General features: G+C 70.8%; 17 protein-coding genes. 4 read left to right on the plus strand and 13 right to left on the minus strand.

The window, feature by feature from the left end:
• Positions 1-177 precede the first annotated feature (177 nt).
• The 3 genes from ACIPVB_RS00555 to ACIPVB_RS00565 all read right to left on the minus strand — a co-directional run bounded on the left by ACIPVB_RS00555 (position 178) and on the right by ACIPVB_RS00565 (position 3,233).
• A complete protein-coding gene (locus ACIPVB_RS00555) occupies positions 178-1,191 on the minus strand; it encodes an aldo/keto reductase family protein (protein WP_400366025.1) in 1,014 nt (337 codons plus the stop codon).
• A gap of 366 nt (positions 1,192-1,557) precedes the next feature.
• Positions 1,558-2,361, minus strand: a complete 804-nt coding sequence (locus ACIPVB_RS00560) for an ABC transporter permease (RefSeq protein WP_400366026.1) — start codon at positions 2,359-2,361, stop codon at positions 1,558-1,560.
• Positions 2,358-3,233, minus strand: a complete 876-nt coding sequence (locus ACIPVB_RS00565) for an ABC transporter ATP-binding protein (RefSeq protein WP_400366028.1) — start codon at positions 3,231-3,233, stop codon at positions 2,358-2,360. The genes ACIPVB_RS00560 and ACIPVB_RS00565 overlap by 4 nt, the downstream gene beginning before the upstream one ends.
• A gap of 240 nt (positions 3,234-3,473) precedes the next feature.
• Here ACIPVB_RS00565 and ACIPVB_RS00570 point away from each other — a divergent pair, with 240 nt between their 5' ends.
• From ACIPVB_RS00570 to ACIPVB_RS00585, 4 genes are read left to right on the plus strand one after another with little or no spacing between them, the layout of a single operon-like run.
• Positions 3,474-4,955: a glycosyltransferase gene (locus tag ACIPVB_RS00570; RefSeq protein ID WP_400366030.1), complete on the plus strand. Its 1,482-nt coding sequence runs from the start codon at positions 3,474-3,476 to the stop codon at positions 4,953-4,955.
• Complete coding sequence (locus tag ACIPVB_RS00575; protein ID WP_400366031.1) at positions 4,952-6,940, plus strand: glycosyltransferase family 39 protein; 1,989 nt, start codon at positions 4,952-4,954, stop codon at positions 6,938-6,940. Before ACIPVB_RS00570 ends, ACIPVB_RS00575 begins: the two co-directional genes overlap by 4 nt.
• Before the next feature lie 30 nt (positions 6,941-6,970).
• The gene (locus tag ACIPVB_RS00580) at positions 6,971-7,855 is read left to right on the plus strand and encodes a DUF4397 domain-containing protein (protein ID WP_400366033.1); all 885 of its coding nucleotides are present in this window, start codon (positions 6,971-6,973) and stop codon (positions 7,853-7,855) included.
• Entirely contained in the window at positions 7,852-9,498 is a 1,647-nt protein-coding gene (locus tag ACIPVB_RS00585; RefSeq protein WP_400366035.1) for a class F sortase, read from the plus strand. The genes ACIPVB_RS00580 and ACIPVB_RS00585 overlap by 4 nt, the downstream gene beginning before the upstream one ends.
• Positions 9,499-9,719: 221 nt before the next feature.
• Here ACIPVB_RS00585 and ACIPVB_RS00590 read toward each other — a convergent pair whose 3' ends face one another.
• The 10 genes from ACIPVB_RS00590 to ACIPVB_RS00635 form a co-directional block, all read right to left on the minus strand.
• Positions 9,720-10,493 (minus strand): DUF1932 domain-containing protein, encoded by a 774-nt coding sequence (locus ACIPVB_RS00590; protein WP_400366037.1) that lies wholly within the window; start codon positions 10,491-10,493, stop codon positions 9,720-9,722.
• 36 nt (positions 10,494-10,529) lie between these two features.
• Positions 10,530-11,291, minus strand: a complete 762-nt coding sequence (locus tag ACIPVB_RS00595; RefSeq protein WP_400366039.1) for an IclR family transcriptional regulator — start codon at positions 11,289-11,291, stop codon at positions 10,530-10,532.
• A 21-nt stretch (positions 11,292-11,312) separates the two neighbouring features.
• A complete protein-coding gene (locus ACIPVB_RS00600; protein ID WP_400366041.1) occupies positions 11,313-11,909 on the minus strand; it encodes a methyltransferase in 597 nt (198 codons plus the stop codon).
• A gap of 28 nt (positions 11,910-11,937) precedes the next feature.
• On the minus strand, positions 11,938-12,216 hold the full coding sequence (locus ACIPVB_RS00605; protein WP_400366043.1) for a hypothetical protein: 279 nt from the start codon (positions 12,214-12,216) through the stop codon (positions 11,938-11,940).
• A gap of 24 nt (positions 12,217-12,240) precedes the next feature.
• Entirely contained in the window at positions 12,241-13,587 is a 1,347-nt protein-coding gene (locus ACIPVB_RS00610) for a TRAP transporter large permease subunit (protein ID WP_400366044.1), read from the minus strand.
• A 167-nt stretch (positions 13,588-13,754) separates the two neighbouring features.
• Entirely contained in the window at positions 13,755-15,065 is a 1,311-nt protein-coding gene (rlmN, locus tag ACIPVB_RS00615) for a 23S rRNA (adenine(2503)-C(2))-methyltransferase RlmN (protein WP_400366046.1), read from the minus strand.
• A gap of 151 nt (positions 15,066-15,216) precedes the next feature.
• The gene (locus tag ACIPVB_RS00620; RefSeq protein WP_400366048.1) at positions 15,217-15,483 is read right to left on the minus strand and encodes an HPr family phosphocarrier protein; all 267 of its coding nucleotides are present in this window, start codon (positions 15,481-15,483) and stop codon (positions 15,217-15,219) included.
• An 18-nt stretch (positions 15,484-15,501) separates the two neighbouring features.
• Positions 15,502-16,332 (minus strand): PRD domain-containing protein, encoded by an 831-nt coding sequence (locus ACIPVB_RS00625; RefSeq protein ID WP_400366050.1) that lies wholly within the window; start codon positions 16,330-16,332, stop codon positions 15,502-15,504.
• 44 nt (positions 16,333-16,376) lie between these two features.
• Entirely contained in the window at positions 16,377-17,828 is a 1,452-nt protein-coding gene (locus ACIPVB_RS00630) for a glycoside hydrolase family 1 protein (protein ID WP_400366052.1), read from the minus strand.
• Positions 17,815-19,716: a beta-glucoside-specific PTS transporter subunit IIABC gene (locus tag ACIPVB_RS00635; RefSeq protein ID WP_400366054.1), complete on the minus strand. Its 1,902-nt coding sequence runs from the start codon at positions 19,714-19,716 to the stop codon at positions 17,815-17,817. The genes ACIPVB_RS00630 and ACIPVB_RS00635 overlap by 14 nt, the downstream gene beginning before the upstream one ends.
• Positions 19,717-19,734: the final 18 nt, after the last annotated feature.

Raw genomic sequence — 19,734 nt, forward strand, 5'->3', positions numbered from 1 at the left:
CGTGCTGGCGCCGCCGACGCGCGAGATCACGCGATTCGCGCGAGAGCACACCCCCTTGCGTGTGACCTCGCCCACATCACGCGATCTCGCGCGCGGCACCCCGCCCTGGTCCGACGAACGCCCCGGCGCACGACAGCGGGCCGGGGCGCGAACGCCCGGCCCGCTGAACGGACCGCGTCAGACCAGGCGCGTCTTCGGCGACACCTCGTAGGTGTTCTCGGCATCGGCGAACACCGCGTCACCCAGAGCGGTGTCGATCGCGGCGAGCGCCTCGGCATCCAGGGTCACTCCCGACGCCTTGACCGTGTCGTGCAACTGCTCGGGACGCGATGCCCCCACGAGCGCCGCGGCGACATTGGGGTTCTGCAGCACCCAGGCGATCGCGAGCTGGGGCATGGTGAGCCCGGCCCCGTCGGCGATGGGCTTGAGGCGCTGCACCGCTTCGAGGGTGTCGTCGGTGAGGAAGCGCTTGATGAAGTTGGCGCCGCTCTTCTCGTCGGTGGCGCGCGAGCCCTCGGGCACGGGCTGGCCGGGCACGTACTTGCCGCTCAGCACACCCTGCGCCATGGGCGACCAGACGATCTGCGAGATACCCAGCTCTTCGCTGGCGGGCACGACCTTGCCCTCGATCACGCGCCACAGCATGGAGTACTGCGGCTGGTTCGAGATGAGCTGGATGCCGAGCTGCGTCGCCAGCGCGTGCCCTTCGCGCAGCTGTTCGGCGGTCCACTCGGACACGCCGATGTACAGTGCCTTGCCCTGCCGCACCACGTCGGCGAAGGCCTGGAAGGTCTCTTCGAGCGGGGTCTCGTAGTCGAAGCGGTGCGCCTGGTAGAGGTCGACGTAGTCGGTGCCGAGGCGCTTCAGCGACCCGTTGATGGAGTCCATGATGTGCTTGCGGCTGAGCCCGGTGTCGTTGGGGCCGCCGGGACCGGTCGGGAAGTACACCTTGGTGAAGATCTCGAGCGACTCGCGCCGCTGACCCTCGAGAGCCGTGCCGAGCACCGTCTCGGCCGCCGTGTTGGCGTACGTGTCGGCCGTGTCGAACGTGGTGATGCCCGCGTCGAGGGCGGCGTGCACCGTGGCGATCGCCGCGTCGTCGCCGACCTGCGAGCCGTGGGTCACCCAGTTGCCGAGGGTGATCTCCGAGATCTTGAATCCGCTGTTTCCGAGATAGCGATAAGCAACCATCCCTCCACGCTAGCCCCGGCCTCCGACATCGGGGCCGCGGCATCCATCCCCACCGATAAACGCGATCCGTGCCGAGAAACGCGGAGAGAGGGCGTTTCTCGGCACCGGGAGCGTTTATCGAGCGGGGGGCGGGCCGAGCCCCCCGGGGGGGCGAGCGCGGGGCGACCGCGGGGCGACCGGGGCCGCGGCATCCCTCCCTCCCTCGAAAAACGCGATCCGTGTCGAGAAACGCGCAGAGGACGCGTTTCTCGACACCGGGAGCGTTTATCGAGCGGTGAGACGGGCGGAGCGCGGGCCGGGCGGAGCGCGGGGCGGGCGGGGCGCGGGACGGGCGGCGCGGGCGGGGGCGGGGGGCCGGTGGGCGCCTCACGCGTCCTTACGGATCCAGCGGAACGTCGCGCGAACCACCGCGAGACCGACCACGAGCCAGAGCAGCGTCACGAGCAGGATGAGCGGGTGATCCCACGACCCCGACGGCTCGCCCGCGGCGAAGCTCTCGGGAAGGAACACCGAGCGGAAGCCCTGGGCGAGCCACTTGAGCGGGAAGACGCTCGCGACGTTCTGCAGCCACTCGGGCAGTGCCGCGAAGTTGATGTACACGCCCGAGATGAACTGCAGCAGCAGGACGATGGGGATGACGACGCCCGTCGCACTGCGACCGGTGCGCGGGAGTGCGGACAGGCCGATGCCGAGGATCGCGCAGGTCGTGACCCCCAGCAGGAACACCCACGCGAACGTCAGCCAGCGTTCGGGGTCGGTGGGCAGGGGCACGCCGAAGAACACCGCCGCCACGACGATGAGCAGCACCGACTGCAGCAGGCCGGTGACCAGCACCTGTCCGAGCTTGCCGATGAAGTACGACACCGGGCTCAGCGGGGTGCCGCCCAGGCGCTTGAGGGTGCCGTCACTGCGTTCCATCGCGATGTCGATCGACATGTTCTGCAGCCCCGACAGCAGCACGCCCGCGGCGAGCATCGCCGGCAGGTAGAACTGCGCGGCATCCACCTCTTCTCCGGGAGGACCGAAGGTCTGGGCGTCGAAGGCGACGGCGAAGATGAGCAGGATCATCACGGGGAACAGGAACGTGAAGAACACCGAGTCGCCCTGACGGAAGTACGAGCGCACCTCGAAGGCGATGCGGGCCGCCCCCAGCCGCAGCACCCGGCTCACGCGAGTCCCCCGGCCGCGGCGGTGCGGCGGGCCTCGTCGCCGAGGAACGACAGGTAGACGTCCTCGAGATTCGGACGCACGACCTCGAGACGATCCGGTTCGCCCAGCCGTGCGTGCAGCTCAGCGACCGCCCGGCCGGGGTCCGGGGTGCGCTCCTCGCGCACGACGCCGTCCTCGCGCCACCGCACGACCGGCACGCGCGCGTCGGGGCCGCCGAGGTCGTCGATCCGACCGACGGATGCCATCTGCCCGCCGACGATGATCGCCGCGCGTTCCGCCAACTCGGCGGCTTCGTCGAGGTAGTGCGTGGTCAGCAGGATCGTCGTCCCCTCGTCCTGCAGGCCGCGGATGAGCTCCCAGAAATGGCGACGGACCTCGGGGTCGAACCCCGTCGTCGGCTCGTCCAGGAAGAGCAGCTCGGGACGCCCGACGATGCCGAGGGCGACGTCGACACGGCGGCGCTGGCCGCCCGAGAGCTTGCGGACGCTCACCTTCGCCTTCTCGGTGAGTCCCACGGCCGCGATGGTCTCGTCGACGTCGCGCGGTCGCGGGTAGAACGACGCGAAGTGGGCGAGCAGCTCCCGGACGGTGGCGGTGGGCGCCTCGCCCGTGTTCTGCAGCACGATGCCCAGGCGCGCCTTCCAGTCCAGGCCGCCCCGGTGCGGATCGACACCGAGCACGCGGACGTCGCCGCTCGTGCGATCGCGGTATCCCTCGAGGATCTCGATGACGGTGCTCTTGCCTGCGCCGTTCGGACCGAGCAGGGCGAAGGTCTCGCCTCGCCCTATGTCGAACGACACGCCGCGCAGCGCCTCGAGCCCGCCCCGGTAGGTCTTCCGCAGGTTGTCGACGCGTACGACGGTTTCGCTCATGAGCCCAGTCTGGCGGCGCCGCGGGCGCCGCGGAACGGCTTACCGCAGCGGCATCCACATGCGTCGGCGGCCCGGCGAGGCAACGTGGGAGCGACCGCAAAGCTCCCTGGCAAAACCCTGACCGCTCCAAACCATCCCCCCACCTCGCCCCGGATGACCCCCGTGCGCTGACCCCCCGCCCTCTCTCCGCACCTCCCCCTTACCGCCCTCGAACCGTCCACGTGGACGCTGGAGGTTGTTTTGTCGTTCCCGCTGATCCCCCGGTCCGTCGCCGTCCCCGACCCGACGCCCGAACCGCTTCTCACGCCCGTCGCGCCCGCCCCCGGTCAGGGGTCGACCGGCGGGACCGACGTCCCCGTCCCCGCCCAGCCCGGAACCACCGTGTCGGGCGGCTTCCTGCCCGACTGGTCGATCGGCGAGTGGCTGGGCTACAGCGGGATCATCGTCCTCGCGCTCGCCTTGACGGTCGTCGCGACGACGACCCTGTGGTGGATGCTGCACGCGTGGCGATCCGCGGACGATCTGCGCGCGACGCAGTTCAGCTCCTCGCCCCGACCCGCGCGGCACCGGTTCACGCTGCTCGTACCCGGTCGGCACGAGGAAGAGGTGATGGGCCAGACGCTCGACCGTCTCGCGCAGCAGGACCACCCCGATTTCGAGATCATCGCCATCGTCGGACACGACGACCCCGGCACGGAGCTCGTCGTTCGGCAGGCCGCAGCACGGCATCCCGATCTCATCTCGGTCGTCGTCGACGACAGCGTGCCCAAGAACAAGCCGAAGGCGCTCAACCGCGCGCTGCAGGTCGCCACCGGCGACATCGTCGGCGTGTTCGACGCCGAGGACGAGGTGCACCCCGGTCTGCTCACGGTCGTGGACTCGAAGTTCCAGGAGACCGGCGCCGACGTCGTGCAGGGGGGTGTGCAGCTGATGAACTTCGAGACCAGCTGGTGGTCGCTGCGCAACGTCCTGGAGTACTACTTCTGGTTCCGCTCGCGGCTGCATTTCCACGCCCGATCGAAGTTCATCCCCCTCGGCGGCAACACCGTGTTCGTCACCCGGGACCGCCTGGAATGGTCGCGGGGCTGGGACGACCAATGCCTCGCCGAGGACTGCGAGCTGGGCGTGCGCCTGTCCAGCGACGGTGCGAAGGTCGTCGTGGCCTACAACCCCGAGTACGTCACCCGTGAAGAGACCCCGCCGACGCTGAAGTCGCTGTACAAGCAGCGCACGCGCTGGAACCAGGGCTTCCTCCAGGTGCTCGGCAAGGGCGAGTGGAAGGCCCTGCCGACGCTGCGCCAGCGCCTGTACGCCCGATACCTGCTCAACATGCCGTTCCTGCAGGCGGCGACCGGACTGCTCATCCCCATCTCGTTGGTGTTCATCCTCGTCGTGAAGGTTCCGACCCCGGTGGCGCTGCTGACGTTCCTGCCCCTCGTGCCCACGATCATCACCCTGGTCGCCGAGGCTGCAGGGCTGACCGAGTTCGGACGCGTCTACGACAAGAAGGTGCGCGTGCGCGACTACTTCCGTCTCGTCCTGGGTCTCGTGCCGTACCAGGTGTTCCTGGCGGCCGCTGCCGTCCGCAGCGTCGTGCGTCAGCTCCGCGGCGACGGCAGTTGGGAGAAGACCGAGCACACCGGCGCCCACCGCGACGCCGCACCCGCGGCCCCGGCCGCCGCGTCCGACCTCGTCGGCGCCGGCTCGGAGGTGACCCGATGACCTCGACCATCGACCGCGTCCCGACCGGGACGATCCCCGACGACACCGCGCGAGCGGGGCGGACCCGCCGGACCTCTCCCTGGCGGTCCCGCGTCGCCGACGCGCTGTGGCTGCTTCCGCCCCTCGTCCTCGGGCTGCTGGTCAACGCGCTGAACCTCGGCGGTTCTCCGCAGCGCATCGACGACGAAGGCACCTACACCGCGCAGGCGTGGAGCATCGGCAACCTCGGCGAGCTCACGCACTACACCTACTGGTACGACCACCCGCCGCTCGGGTGGATCCAGATCGCCGCATGGGCGGGTCTGACAGACGGGTGGGATCGGTACGACGTCGCGGTGATCGCCGCCCGTGAAGCGATGCTCGCCGCCACCGCGGTCGCCGCCGTCCTGCTGTGGTTCGTCGTGCGCCGCATCGCTTTCGCCCGGTTCACGGCATCCGCGGCGGTCGCGATGTTCCTGCTGTCGCCGCTCGCGGTGCAGTTCCACCGGCAGGTGTACCTCGACAACATCGCCACCGCGTGGCTGCTCGCCGCGCTGCTGCTGGCGATGAGCCGCCGCGCCCAGCTCGCCGGGTATATCGGCGCCGCGGCCGCATTCGGCATCGCCGTCCTCACGAAAGAGACGTACCTGCTCGCGCTGCCGCTGGTGGCGTGGTTCATGTGGCGCGGCGCGGACCGCACCACGCGCCGGTACACCCTGTCGGTCGCCTCGGCCGTGCTGGGGCTGATCGGCCTCGCCTACGTCGCCTTCGCCCTGGTCAAGGGCGAGGTCGCTCCCGCCCCCGGGCGCGTGAGCCTGTGGGACGGACTCGCGTTCCAGCTGTCCTCGCGCGAGGGCAGCGGATCGCTGTTCGACCCCGAGAGCCTCATGTCGCGCACCGTCGGACTGTGGTGGCAGCTCGATGCCGTGCTCATCGTCACGGCGCTCGCGGCCGCGGTCGCGGCGCTGTTCGTGCGTCGCCTGCGCCCCTGGGCGATCGCCCTGCTGGCCCTGACGGCGTTCATGTTCCGCGGCGGATACCTTCCCGTGCCGTACGTCATCATGCTGCTGCCGTTCGCGGCCGTCGTCGTCGCCGGAATGGGTCAGGTGGCCGTCGAGGCTCTGCGCTCCCACGGCGCCCTGCGGCGCATCGGGGGCGTCGCCACCGCCGTCGGACTCATCGTCGCCGTGCTGGCCGCGGGTCCGCTGTGGGCTGCGCAGCTGCGCGGGTTCCTGCTCGCCGACCTCGATCGTCCGCTGCGCGACGCCGAGGCGTGGATGTCGCAGAACGCCCCCGCTGACTCGCGCATGCTCGTGGACGACGCGATGTGGGTCGACCTGGTGCGCGCCGGCTTCGAGCGCGAGAAGGTCGTCTGGTACTACAAGGCCGACACCGACACCGACGTGCAGGAGCTCGCCCCCGACGGGTGGCGCGACTACGACTACGTCATCACGACGGACTCCATGCGCACCTTCCCGACCGACTTCCCGACCGTGCGCCAGGCGATCGAGAACAGCGCCGTCGTGGCGTCGTTCGGTGACGGCGCGCAGAAGGTCGACGTGCGCCTGGTCGACACCGCGCAGGCGGCGCTCGCGCAGGCCGCCGACGACGGCCTCTACGCCGCCCGATCGGTGGCCGGGCAGCAGGTGCTGCAGAACCCCGACGTCGGCGTCCCCGGCGAGGAGCAGGACCTGCTCACCTCGGGCGTCGTCGACGGACGCATCCTGCTGACCCTCGGCCAGCTCTCGTCGCAGGGCCGGATCGACGTGGCCGACATCACGCAGCTCGAGGGCGACCCCTCGGGCGTGCACCGTCAGCTCATCGTCAGCTCGTTCGCGGGTCAGGACGCCCGGGGGGATAACGCCGGGGCCGACGCCCTGCTGCGCTTCTACGAGTCGCTGACCGGCCCCCTGCGCCCGGTCTCGGTCGAACGCGGTGACGCGGGCGTGGTCATCACGTTCTCGCCCGACGAGCCGGTCGACCTGCTCCCCCGTCCCACCTCCTGATCCTCTCCTCCCCCCAACGAAAGGACCGCCATGTTCCGTTCCACCCCCTCCCGTCGTCCCGCTCGGCTCGCCGCGATCGGCGCCGCCGCTCTGCTCACCGCCGGGATCGGCGTCGCCACCGCCCCCGCCGCCTCCGCGGCCACCACCGCCCCCGGCGGCTGGGCGCGCGTGGCGCACCTCTCCCCCGACACGAAGTCGGTCGACGTGCAGCTGACGGCGCTCGCCGGCGGGGCCGTGGTGTACGAGCTCGACGACGTCGCCTACGGTGCGGTGAGCCCCTACATCCCCCTCGCCGACGGCACGTACGTCGTGTCGATGGTGCCCTCGGATGCCACCGACGGCACGCAGCCGGTCGTGCAGCAGTCGATCGACATCGCCGAGGGCGAGCCCCTCACTGTCGCCGCGTACGGCCGTAACGCCGATCTGAAGACCACGGTCTTCGAGGACGACCTCTCGGCCCCCGCCGCCGGCCAGGCGCGAGTGCGCGTCGTGCAGGCCTCGACGGTCGAGCCGACGGTGGACGTCGACACCGCCCAGGGGCGTCCGATCGCCCGCGACGTGCCCGCGGGCTCGGCGACGGACTACGCCGCGGTCCCGGCGGGTTCGTGGGACCTCGAGCTGACGGGAGCAGACGAGTCCGCGACCTCGGCCGTCGACCTGCCGGCGGGGTCGGTCTCGACCCTCTTCGTGCTCGATGACGCCCAGGGCGCGCTGACCGCGCAGACCATCACCGACTCGGCGACCCTCGCCGACATGCCGGTCGGCGGCATCCACACCGGTGGCGGCGGAACCGCCGCCGCCACGACCGCGCCCTCGGGTGCCGTTGCGGCGGGCGCCGGTGCGGCGGCGGTGGCGCTGGGCGCCGTCGCGCTGATCGCGGTGCGCCGACACCGCCGGGGCGAGGCGGGCGCGTGACGTTCGCACGTCGAGCGTCGACGGTCGGCGCGGTCGCGACCGTCGTCGCCCTGACGATGGCGGCGTGCAGCACCGCGACCGAGCCCGAACCGGACACCGCCGACGGCACCACCGCGACGGCCGAGGCCTTCCTCGACACTTACGTCGACGCCGGTCGCGTGGTGCGCACGGATCAGGGCGGCGACACCGTCAGCGAGGGGCAGGCGTACGGCCTGCTCCTCGCCGTGGCCGCCGACGACCCGTCGCGCTTCGACAGCATCTGGGACTGGACGACCGCGAACCTGCAGCGCGACGACGGTCTGCTGGCGTGGCAGTGGAAGGACGGCGCCGTCGTCGACGAGCAACCCGCCTCGGACGCCGACCTCGACGCGGCGCGCGCCCTGGTACTCGCGGGCGACGCCTTCGACCGCGACGACCTCCGCGAGCAGGGCGTGGCCCTGGGCGCGGCCGTCCTCGACGAGATGACGGCCGAGACCGCGCTCGGACGCATCCTGCTGCCGGGGCCGTGGGCGACGGCATCCCCCCACGCCTACAACCCCTCGTACGCGTCGCCGGCCGCGTTCGACGTGCTCTCGCGCGCGTCGGGCGACCCCCGGTGGGAGGAACTGGCCGCGGGCAGTCGAGCGGTGACGAGCGCCCTGATGGATGCCAACACCCTGCCGACCAACTGGGCCACGGTAGCCGACGACGGCGCCGTCGCGCTCGCGGGGTCGGCGGGCGGCGGGGGGGAGCCGGCGTACGGCTACGACGCCGCGCGCACGACCATCCGGTTCGCCGAGTCGTGCCGGGACGATGACCGCGCCCTCGCCGCGCGGGTGGCGGCGGTGCTGCCGGGCGGCGACGAGCTGCCCGCCGAGCTCGACGCGGGGGCGGGCGCCCTGACGTCGGATCGGCATCCGGTCGCGTACGCCGCGCGGGCGGCCGCGCTCGCCGCGAGCGGGCGCGACGACGAGGCGCGGGCCGACCTGCAGCGCATGGCCGACACCGCGGCATCCACCCCCACCTATTACGGTGCCGCGTGGACGGCGCTCGCGACGGCGATGCTCACCGACGACGTGCTCGACGGCTGCCCCGCGCTCGCGGGTGACGCGGCCACGGACGACGCGGCCACGGCCGGCGCGGCGGGTGCCGCGGCGACGACGGCACCGGGCGTCGGCGCGGCGAGCGGGTTCCAGGACCCGGTGGCCCCCGCGGCGGCCAACACAGCCGCGCCCGTCCACATCTCGATCCCGGCGATCGGGGTGGACTCGGACCTCATCGGGCTCGACCGCGGGGCCGACGGGTGGATCCAGTCCCCTCAGGACTACGACGCGGTCGGTTGGTACGAGAAGGGCGTCCTGCCCGGAGAGATCGGTCCCGCGGTCATCGCGGGCCACGTCGATTCCCCCACGGGTCCGGCGGTGTTCTACGACCTGCCGCGGCTGACGCCCGGCGACACGGTGTCGGTCCGCCGCGCGGACGGGTCGACCGCCGACTTCGTGGTGACCGGTCTGCAGACGGTCGAGAAGAACAGCTTCCCGACCGAATCGGTCTATGCGCCGACGCCGACGCCGCAGTTGCGGCTGGTCACGTGCGCCGGTGCGTGGGATCCGGCCAGCGGCCACTACGTCGACAATCTCGTCGTGACGGCCGTCGCCGTCTGACGGTCGCGCCGCGGGCGCGTGCGGGTGGTCCGCCACCCGCACGCGGGGATGCTCACGGACATCGTTCGCGAGCCGCCCGCAGCAGACGCTCGACGACCCGCGCGCGCACGTGCTGCACGCGGCCGCCAGGCGCTGACGACACCCGGCGGGCGCAGCGGCGCAGTGGGCGCTGGTCTCAACGGGCGCGCCGCGTGCGGCAGTCGCGCCCGACGCGCGGCGACTCAGTCCCGCTGCTCACCCAGGCGTTCGAGCACCCGACGGGACGCGTCCGACATCTCGGACGCGACGCCCAGCGAGCCCAGGTAGTCCACGACCGACTCCATCTCGTGCGCGCGGCGCACCGCGTGCTTGCGGCTGCCCGTCTCGTAGCGGTCCATCTTGGCCTCGGCGTCGCCCGACAGCTGCGCGGCGATCTGAGCGCGCACCCACGGCTCGCACCCCGCCGCGCGGCCGGCCTCGAGCGCCTCGATGACGATGGCGGCGAGGCTCTTCATCAGCACGCTGCGCAGCAGCTTGCGCGACGTCGCCGCCCCGGCCGGCCCCTCGATGACCTCGACGTCGGCGCCGAAGCGTCGCAGCACCTCGGCGACGTCGCCCGCGGCGGTCCCGCTGACGATCGTCTCGGTCGCGGCGCCCTTCGTCGGCACCGGCCCGAGGATGGCGACGTCGGCGAACCGCGCCCCGGCCTTCTCGACGAGCGCGGCGACGTCGACCATCACGTCGGGCGAGGCCGTGGTGAAGTCGGCGTAGACCGCGCCCGCGCGCAGGTGGGGGGCGGCGTCGGCAGCGATCCGCGCACTCAGAGCGGCGCCGGTGAGCACGATGACGAGGTCGCTCGCGGCCACCAGGTCGGCGAGCGACGCGGCGCGCTGCACCCCCTCGGGCGTCGGGGTCGGAGCGGGGTCGAACCCGCGCACCTCGTCGCCCGCCTCGACCGCGCCGCGCGCGTAGAGCGAGCCCGCCTCGCCGAGTCCGATGATGCCGATCACGCGCATGATGTTCCTTTCGAGATGCGCGGACCGAGACCCGCGCTAGCGACCGACGGCCGCTGCCGCCCGTCGGAGTTCCGGAGCCCAGTCGGGCAGGGTGTCGGGGTCGGTCGACTCGACCGGTCCCGAGGCGGAGAGGGAGGCGATGATCTCCCCCGCCGATGAGAAGACGGGCACGCTGATGGATGCGACCGCGGTGTCGCGTTCGGCCACCGAGACGTGGAATCCGTTGCGGCGGACGGCGGCGAGCTCGGCATCCAATCCCTCGGTCGAGACCGTGAGCCCGCCCGCGGTGAGCGTCTCGCCGAGGCCGCCGAGGATGCGCTCGACCTCGTCCGCAGGCAGGTGCGCGAGGATCGGCTTGCCCGCACCGAGGTGCAGGGCGAGCCGGCGGCCGAGCGGCAGCTGGTAGCGCAGGGGGTGCTGTCCGTCGACGCGGACGGCGAGGATGCGCTCGTCACCGCTGCGCACGTACAGCGAACTCGTGAGCCGGGTGGTCTCGGCGAGCTGCTGCAGGTGCGGCCGCGCCCGGTTGCTGAGCGCGTCGGTCGAGATGTACCCGTGCGCCATGCCGAGGGTCGCCACCCCCAGGCGGTACTCGCCGCCGCTGTTCGAGACCAGATCGCGTCGCTGCAGCACGCCGAGCAGGCGGAGCGTCGTGGCGGTCGAGAGTCCCGTCCCGCGGCCGAGGTCGACGAGTCGCAGCGGCCGGTCGGCGCGCTCGAGCAGCTCGAGCAGGTCGAGCGCGCGTTCGACGCTGCGGACCGTGGGCTGACCGGAGGTGTCTTCACGACTCGAGCTCATCCATCTAGTGTGTCGGATCACTCACGAGGCCAGGATGCCGCGACGCGTCTCGGCCTCGTCTTCGTTCTTGCGACGGGCGCGCTCCAGCACGGCCTCGGCCTCGGCGGCGGGGACGACGGCGAGGCCGTCGCGGTCACCGACCACGATGTCGCCCGGGCTGACGACGACCCCGCCGAGCGCGATGGGCACGCCCACGCGGAAGGGGCCGTTCTTGTACGGTCCGGCGGGGCTGCTCGAGCGCGCGAAGACGGGGAAGCCCATCTCTTCGAGGTCTCCCACGTCGCGCACCGCGCCGTCGACGACGAAGCCGATGCAGCCGACCTTGCGCAGGCGCTCGGCGATCAGCTCGCCGATGAGCGCGCGGTCGGTCACGCCGTGGCCGTTGACGACCAGCACCGCGCCGACGGGGACCTGCGAGATGGCCTCGTGGATGCCGGCGTTGTCGCCGCCGGCGACCTCGACGGTGAAGGCCGGGCCGGCGAGGGCGGCCCCGTTCCAGACCGCGTGGATGCCGGCATCCACGACACCCAGTCGGTCCATGGAGTCGCCGATGTTGGCGACGGGCAGGGCCGCGAGACCCTCCACGACCCGACGGTCGACCGTAGCGATAGCAGTCATGTCACTCATCCGTTCTCGAGGGCCGACGTCAGTCGGCGGGCTTCCATCCGTGGGCGTACGACAGCAGCAGGGTCCAGATGCCCAGGGCACCGCCGATCCCGAAGGCCCAGGGGTTGAGGGCGTCGGCGACGCCGGTGACGAAGGAACCGTTCCCGATCAGCAGGCCGGCGATCTGCAGCAGCACCAGCACGGTGCCGACGATGAGCATGGATGCCAGCAGCACCACGAACACGGGGGTCATCAGGGCGATCGCACGACGACGGGCGGGCCCGTGCGGCTTTTCGGCGGGGGTCTTGTCTTCAGACATGGTCTTCTCCGTTGAGGACGCGGGCTAGAACGACACCGGCAGCCAGCCGGGACCGATGAGGGCGGCGATGGCGAGGATCGGCAGCACGTACCAGACGATCAGGGGGACGAAGGTCCTCACCGGGTTCACCTGGGCGATACCGGTGGCGATGTAGATCGCCGACGCGCCGGGAGGAGAGGCCCCCTCGGTCGAGGCGGCGACGAGGACGACGCACGCGGCGAGGATCGGGTCGACGCCCGAGACCATCAGCACGCTGAAGCCGATGCCGCCGATCGTGGCGATCGTCGCGGTCGAGCTGAGCGGACCGGCGACCAGCACGACCATGACGGCGACGATGATCGACATGATCACGGGCGAGGCGTTCAGTCCGTTCAGCACCGACGAGAGCTGGTCGGCGAGGCCCAGCTCGGTGAGCACGGCGCCGCCGGCGAACGCGAAGACGAGCGTGGCGCCGATGTCGCGGTAGCGCGGGGCGGTCTTGGCGATGAAGTCGTACCAGGCGCGGCCGCCGCGGGGCAGTCCCTTCCAGCCCAGGATGACGGCGAAGATCATCAGCAGCACGGGGATCCACACGATCACGCTGACGGCATCCATCGTGTCTTCGCCCAGGGCGGCGACAAGGGCGTCGCCGGTGGGTCCGAGGGTCACGGCCACGGGGATGACGATGCCCAGGAACACCAGCAGCGAGGTCCAGCCCTGCCGGAACGAACGCCCGAAGGGCAGGATGTCGGCGGCGGCGACCCGGTCGATCTTGTGGCGGCGCACGAAGATGAAGATCACGATCAGGCGCCACAGCACGCACCAGCCGGCCGCGGCGAACATCGCCAGCAGCAACTTGTCGATCGTGACGTAGGGCGCGACGGTCGCGGTGCCGATGAGGATGAAGAACGACGCGCTCGGCGGGATGACGGTGCCGTTGCCCGCGTTTCCGGCGATCACGGTGGCCGAGACGTGCGCCGGCCAGTTCGAGCGCTTCATCCAGGGGATCGCGACGGAGCCCATGGTCGCGGCGTTCGCCGAACCCGAGTGCGCCACCGAGCCGAACAGGGCCGAGCCGACGGTCGCGACGTAGCCCGCGCCACCGCGCAGGCGACCGAGCATCGAATTGAGGATGTCGACCTGCTTGTCGATGACACCCGTGGATGCCAGGAGAAAGCCGATGAAGGTGAACGCCAGCGCGGCGAAGACGATCTCCTGCGTGAAGGCCGCTTCGAGGCCCACGGCCAGCAGCCGCAGGACGTCGGCGCCGCCGAACGCGCAGACCACGAGGAAGCCGACGACCATCGCCTCTCCGATGCCGCGCTTGACCAGCACGCTCCAGATGACGATCACGCCGATATAGGCGATCAGCGCCCAGACAGCCAAGCCCATAGTGCTCTCCATTGAGGTTGGGGGGGGTTCATCAGATGAACTAAACGTTCACTCAGTGAAACCGTAACCCGACTCCGGTCGGTCCGTCAACACACGACCACGTCTCCGTCGCCGGAAACGTCGAATGCCCCCGGCCGCTCGGGCCGGGGGCATTCGTGCGAGAGGGTTCAGCCGACGGGGGTCGCCTCGGCGGCCGCCTCGTCTTCTTCGGTGGCGACGAGCTGTCCGCACGCCCCGTCGATCTCTTTGCCACGGGTGTCGCGCAGGGTCGTCGGAATGCCCGCGTCATTGAGGCGGCGCACGAACTCGTTCTGCACGGGCACCTCGGATGCCGTCCAGATCGACCCCGGCGTCGGGTTCAGCGGGATGGGGTTGACGTGCACCCACCCGCGCCCGCGGGCGTTGAGCTTGTCGGCCAGCAGGTCGGCGCGCCAGGCGTGGTCGTTCATGTCCTTGATCAGCGCGTACTCGATCGACACGCGACGCCCGGTCTTGTCGAAGTAGGAGCGGGCGGCATCCAGGGCCTCATCGACCTTCCAGCGGGAGTTCACCGGAATGAGCTCGTCGCGCAGGCCGTCGTCGGGGGCGTGCAGCGACAGCGCGAAGGTGACGGGGATGTCCTCGTCGGCGAGCTTCTTGATCGCGGGGACCAGCCCGACGGTCGAGACGGTGATGCCGCGGGCGCTCATGCCGAGCCCGTGCTCTTTGTCGACCATCACACGCACGGCCTGCATGACGCGGGCGTAGTTGGCGAGGGGTTCGCCCATGCCCATGAAGACGATGTTCGAGACGCGATCCAGCGAGCGGTCGTCGCGCTTCTTGCCGCCCAGGCCGCCGGCGGCGATGAGGGCGTTGGCGCGCACGATCTGCTCGATGATCTCGGCGGCCGACATGTTGCGGGTCAGGCCCGCCTGGCCGGTGGCGCAGAAGGGGCAATTCATGCCGCAGCCGGCCTGGCTCGACACGCACAGGGTGATGCGGCCGGGGTAGCGCATGAGCACGGACTCCACGAGGGCGCCGTCGTGGAGCTTCCACAGGAACTTGATGGTGTCGCCGCGGTCGGTCTCGAGCCGACGCACTTCGGTGAGCAGGGGAGGAAGCATGCCCGCGACCAGGTCTTCGCGACCGGATGCCGGCAGGTCGGTCATGTCGGCCGGGTCGGAGGTGTAGTGGGTGAAGTAGTGCTTCTCGAGCTGCTTGGCGCGGAATCCGGGCAGACCCAGCTCCTTCACCTTCTCGACGCGCTCGGCGGCGGTCATGTCGGCGAGGTGCACGGGGGGCTTGCCGCGCTTGGGGCTGGCGAACTGCAGCAGCGGACGGCCGGTGTCGTCCTTGGCCTGCTGCCACCCCTCGGTCTTCGGCCGCACCTGGCGGACCCCGGCGTTCTTCGGCCGCGTCTCGCGGACGGCGGTGTCGGCCGGGGCCCCCGCGGGGCGCACCGGCGGCGTGGTCGTGCGCACGGGGGGCTGTTCGGTCATGGTTTCCAGGGTACCGGGCGCGTCTGCGCCGCGGCTGGGCGCGCACCTCCATCGCGTGAGGCGCGACGGTGCCGGGCCGCAGGGTGCACGCGAGGGGCCGGGATGCCGGGCGTCGGGGGGTACACCCGGCGCGGCCCCTCACGCGATCGGGTCAGGCGGCGTCGAGATCCTGCTCGAGCAGCGCCTGAAGTTCGTCGGCGACGCGGTCGGCCTCGGGACCGTCGACCTCGAGGGCCACCTCATCGCCCGTCTTCACGCCGAGCTGCAGCAGCGCGAGGATGCTGCGCGCGTCGACGGAGGTATCGCCGGCGGCGAGGGTCACGGAGTGCTGGGATGCCGTCGCCGCGCGGGCGAAGGTGGCGGCGGGACGCGAGTGCAGGCCGGAGGAGGAGCCGAAGACGGCGGTGCGCTGTGCCATGGGGGACCTTTCGGGTGTTCAGCTCGACTGAGCGCGAGCGATGTGGAGGGCGAGGTAGCCCACCTCTTCATCGGAGATGGCGACCTCGTGCTCTGTGCGGACGAACGCGCGGATGCGTTCGGCCGTCGCGACGGCGCGCGGGTGCTTGGCCGTCATGGTCGCGAAGAGGAGGTCGTCGTCTTGCGCGGCGAGGCGGTCGCTGAACAACCGCTCCGCGAAGAACTGCAGATGCGTGAGGAACCGACGGGTGTGCAGGTCGTCGGCATCCAGGGTCACTCCCCCGGCGTGCGTGACGATCGTCGTGATGTCCGACACGAGCCCGACCACCCGCATCGAGTCGACGGACGGGCGACCCACCTCCGAATTGACCAGGTGGAAGGCGATATTGGCCGCCTCTTCGTCGGGGAGCGCCACCCCCGTGCGGTCGCGGAGCAGTCCGAGGGCGCGCAGACCCACCTCGTACTCGCGCGGGTAGACGGTGCGCACCTCCCACGCGAGGCGGTTGGTGACCTGCAAGCCCCGCCTCTGACGCTCCACCGCGAAGTGCAGGTGATCGGTGAGCGTGAGGTAGATATGCGCGTCGAGTTCGATGCCCGCCTTCTCGGCATCCATCACGATCGCCCTCGTGAGCTCGACGAAGCCTCCGGGGATCTGAGCGAGCAACTCGACGAGGTTCCGCTGGTCGGCGTCGTCGAGCGCGACGAACACCCGGTCCGTCGATCCCGGGGCGACCTGATCACCTGGACGCGCCGCGAACCCGATGCCCTTGCCCAACAGCACGCGCTCCACGCCGCGCTCGTCCTCGACGAGCACGACACTGGAGTTCAGAACCTTCTTGATGATCTGCATGGGTGTCTCCGTCGACCCCGGCGGACGCGCAGCGCGTGCGGTCGTCACGCCAGGTCGGCCCCGTTCGAGGCGATGACCTTCTGGTACCAGAAGAACGAGTCCTTACGACGTCGTTCGCCGGTGCCGTTGCCGAGGTCGTCCTGGTCGACGTGGATGAAACCGTACCTCTTCGAGATCTGCGACGACGACGCACTGATGATGTCGATCGGCGCCCAGCTCGTGTAGCCGCGCAATTCCACCCCCTCGTCGACCGCGCGGATCATCTCCGCGAAGTGCGACCGGAAGTAGTCGATGCGGTACGGATCGTGGATGCGGCCGTCCTCGGTCAGCTCGTCGCGCATACCCAGACCGTTCTCGACGATGAACAGCGGCTTGCCGTAGCGGTCGTAGAGGTCGATGAGGGAGATGCGCAGGCCCACGGGATCGATCTGCCAGCCCCACTCGCTCGACGGCAGGAACGGGTTCTTCACGCCCAGCACCGTATTGCCCGGGGTCCGCTCGGCATCCGGTCGTACCGACTCGGTGAGGGTCATGTAGTACGAGAACGAGATGTAGTCGACCGGGTGCTCGCGCAGCAGCTCGACGTCGCCCTCGACGAAGGGGATCGCGATGCCCTTGGCCTCGAGCGCTTTCAGCGCCAGCCGCGGGTACGCCCCTCCGGCCTGCACGTCGGTGCACAGGTACAGCAGTCGTTCCTTCGCCTGGGTCGCGGCGACGTCGTCGGGGTGGCACGTGTTCGGGTAGGTGGTGAGCATCGTCAGCATGCACCCCATCTCCGACTCCGGCCACATCTCGTGCAGCATCTTCGTCACCGACGCGGAAGCCACGAACTGGTGGTGCAGCGCCGTGTAGCAGGCCTGTTCCAGCGAGCCCTCGACGGTCTCGTCGATGATGCCGCCCGAGGTGAAGGGGTGCCGGATGATGCCGTCGATCTCGTTGAACGACAACCACAGGTCGACGAGGTGGCCGAAGCGCTCGAAGCACGTGCGCGAGAAACGTTCGAAGAAGGCGATGGTCCCACGGTCGACCCAGGCGTTGTTCTTCAGCGCGAGCGCGAGCGGCGGGTCGTAGTGCGACAGCGTCACCAGGGGGCGGATGCCGAGGCGGCGCATCTCGGTGAAGAGGTCGAGGTAGAAGGCGATGCCCTCTTCGTTCGGCTCGAGCTCCTCACCGGTCGGGTAGAGGCGCGACCAGGCGATCGACACGCGCAGCACCGAGAAGCCCATCTCGGCGAACAGCGCCAGGTCTTCGCGGTAGCGGTGGTAGAAGTCGATGCCGCGGCGCTTGGGGAAGTAGGAGATGTCGTCGTCGGCCATCGCGGCGGCGATGGACTCCAGCGTGTGCTGGTGGTGCACCGCGTACTCGCGCGGGTCGACGTTCGGGCGGTACTTCGACACGTCCGAGACCGCGGGACCGCGGCCCCCTTCGTTCCAGGCGCCCTCGGCCTGGTTGGCGGCGAGGGCGCCGCCCCAGAGGAATCCGTCAGGCAATCCCATTCGCGGTCTCCTTCGCATCGGTCGACAGCAGAGCGGCGCCCGCGGCGACGCGTCCGGTGACGAGGGGGGCGACGTCGTAGGCGTCGCCGTTGAGCACGACGACGGGCGTCGTGATGTCGAGTCCCGCGGCTTCGATCGCCGCGAGATCTGCGGTCAGCACGTGCTGACCCGCCTCGACGCGGTCGCCCTGGGCGACGTGGGCGGTGAAGGGCGCGCCCTCGAGGCGCACGGTGTCGAGGCCGACGTGCACGAGCACTTCGAGGCCGTCGTCGCCCAGGATGCCGAGGGCGTGACGCGAGGGCAGCAGGCTCGACACGGTGCCGGTGATGGGGGCCCGTACCTCACCATCGGTGGGGCGGATGGCGACGCCGGGTCCGAGGATGCCTCCCGAGAACACCGGGTCGTCGACCTTCTCGAGGGCGATGACCTCGCCCGTCATGGGGGCGACGATCTCGCCGGCGGCGGTCGCCGCGACCGGGGTCGACGTGCCCGCCTGCTGCTCGAGCAGGCGCACGGTGGCCGAGTCGGAGTCCTTCCAGATCACCAGCGACACGACGAACGAAGTGACCATGGCGACGAGGGCGCCGATGACCGCATGCAGCAGGTTCCAGGGGTTGGCCATGTCGATGAACATCGAGATGGATGCCGCACCCGGGCTGACGAGTGCGAAGGCCGAGATCGCCGCGATGCCGAGGTACGAACCACCCACGAACGCGCCGATGACGACCGAGATGATCGCGCGGCGGTTCTGCAGCGTCACGCCGTACAGCGCCGGCTCGGTGATGCCGAAGAATGCCGAGATGCCCGACGAGATCGCGGTGCCGCGCAGCGTCTTGTTCTTCGTGCGCACGGCGATGGCCAGGCTCGAGCCCGCTTCGGCGAGGTTGTGGGCGAGCGAGGCGACGAGGTAGAAGCTCTCCCTGCCCGCGGAGGCCATGGTGGCCACCGTCGGCGGGATGAACGCCTTGTGCATGCCGACCGAGACGATGAACGGCAGGGCGGCGGCCATCAGCGCGACGGCGATCCAGCCCAGCGTGCCGTACAGCCACAGCATCGCGCCGGTCAGCAGGGTGCCGAGGAAGAAGCCGAGCGGACCGAGCAGGAAGATCGTCGCGGGCGCCACGATCACGAAGCAGATGAGCGGGACGAGGAACGTGCTGATCACGCTCGGGCTGATGCGGCGCGCGAAGCGCTCGACGACGGCGAGCAGCAGCACGGCGAGGATCGGGGGGAACACCTGGGCGCTGTAGGCGATCGCGGGCACCGCCAGGCCGAACAGCGCGACGCCGCCCTCCTGGGTGAGAAGGCCCGCGAAGGTCGGGAAGACCAGCAGGCCGACGATGCCGAGTGCGAGCGGGATGTTCGTGTCGAGCTTCTTCGCGGCGGTGTAGGTCACCAGCAGCGGGAGGAAGAAGAAGACCGCGTCGGGGATCGCGGTGAGCACCTGATAGGTCTGGTCGGTCGTCTGCAGCCAGCCGAGCGCGACGGCGAGGATGAGGAACGACTTGAAGATCCCCGCGCCGGCGACGGCGGGGATGATCGGGGTGAAGACGCCGACGACGAAGTCCATGAACACCGACCCCGCGCGCTTGAGGGTCAGCTTCGGCTTCGCGACGTCGACTCGCGCTCCGGCGCGGGTGCCGCTCCCGGTGCGGATCTTCTCGATCTCGCGGAAGTAGTCGTTCACGCCCGAGCCCACGATCACCTGGGTCTGGGTGCCCAGCACCACGCCGATGACGCCGGGCGTGGCCTTGAGGGCGGCCTCATCGGCCTGCGAGTCGTCGGCGAGAGTGAAGCGGAGGCGGGTCGAGCAATGGTGGAGCGAGGCCACGTTGGCCGCTCCGCCGACGTGCTCGAGGATCGCGCGGGCGCTGTCCTGAGTGGTCATCGAAGTCCTTCCTTGGAT

The sequence above is a fragment of the Microbacterium sp. NPDC090007 genome (assembly GCF_044748345.1).
Lineage (GTDB): Bacteria > Actinomycetota > Actinomycetes > Actinomycetales > Microbacteriaceae > Microbacterium.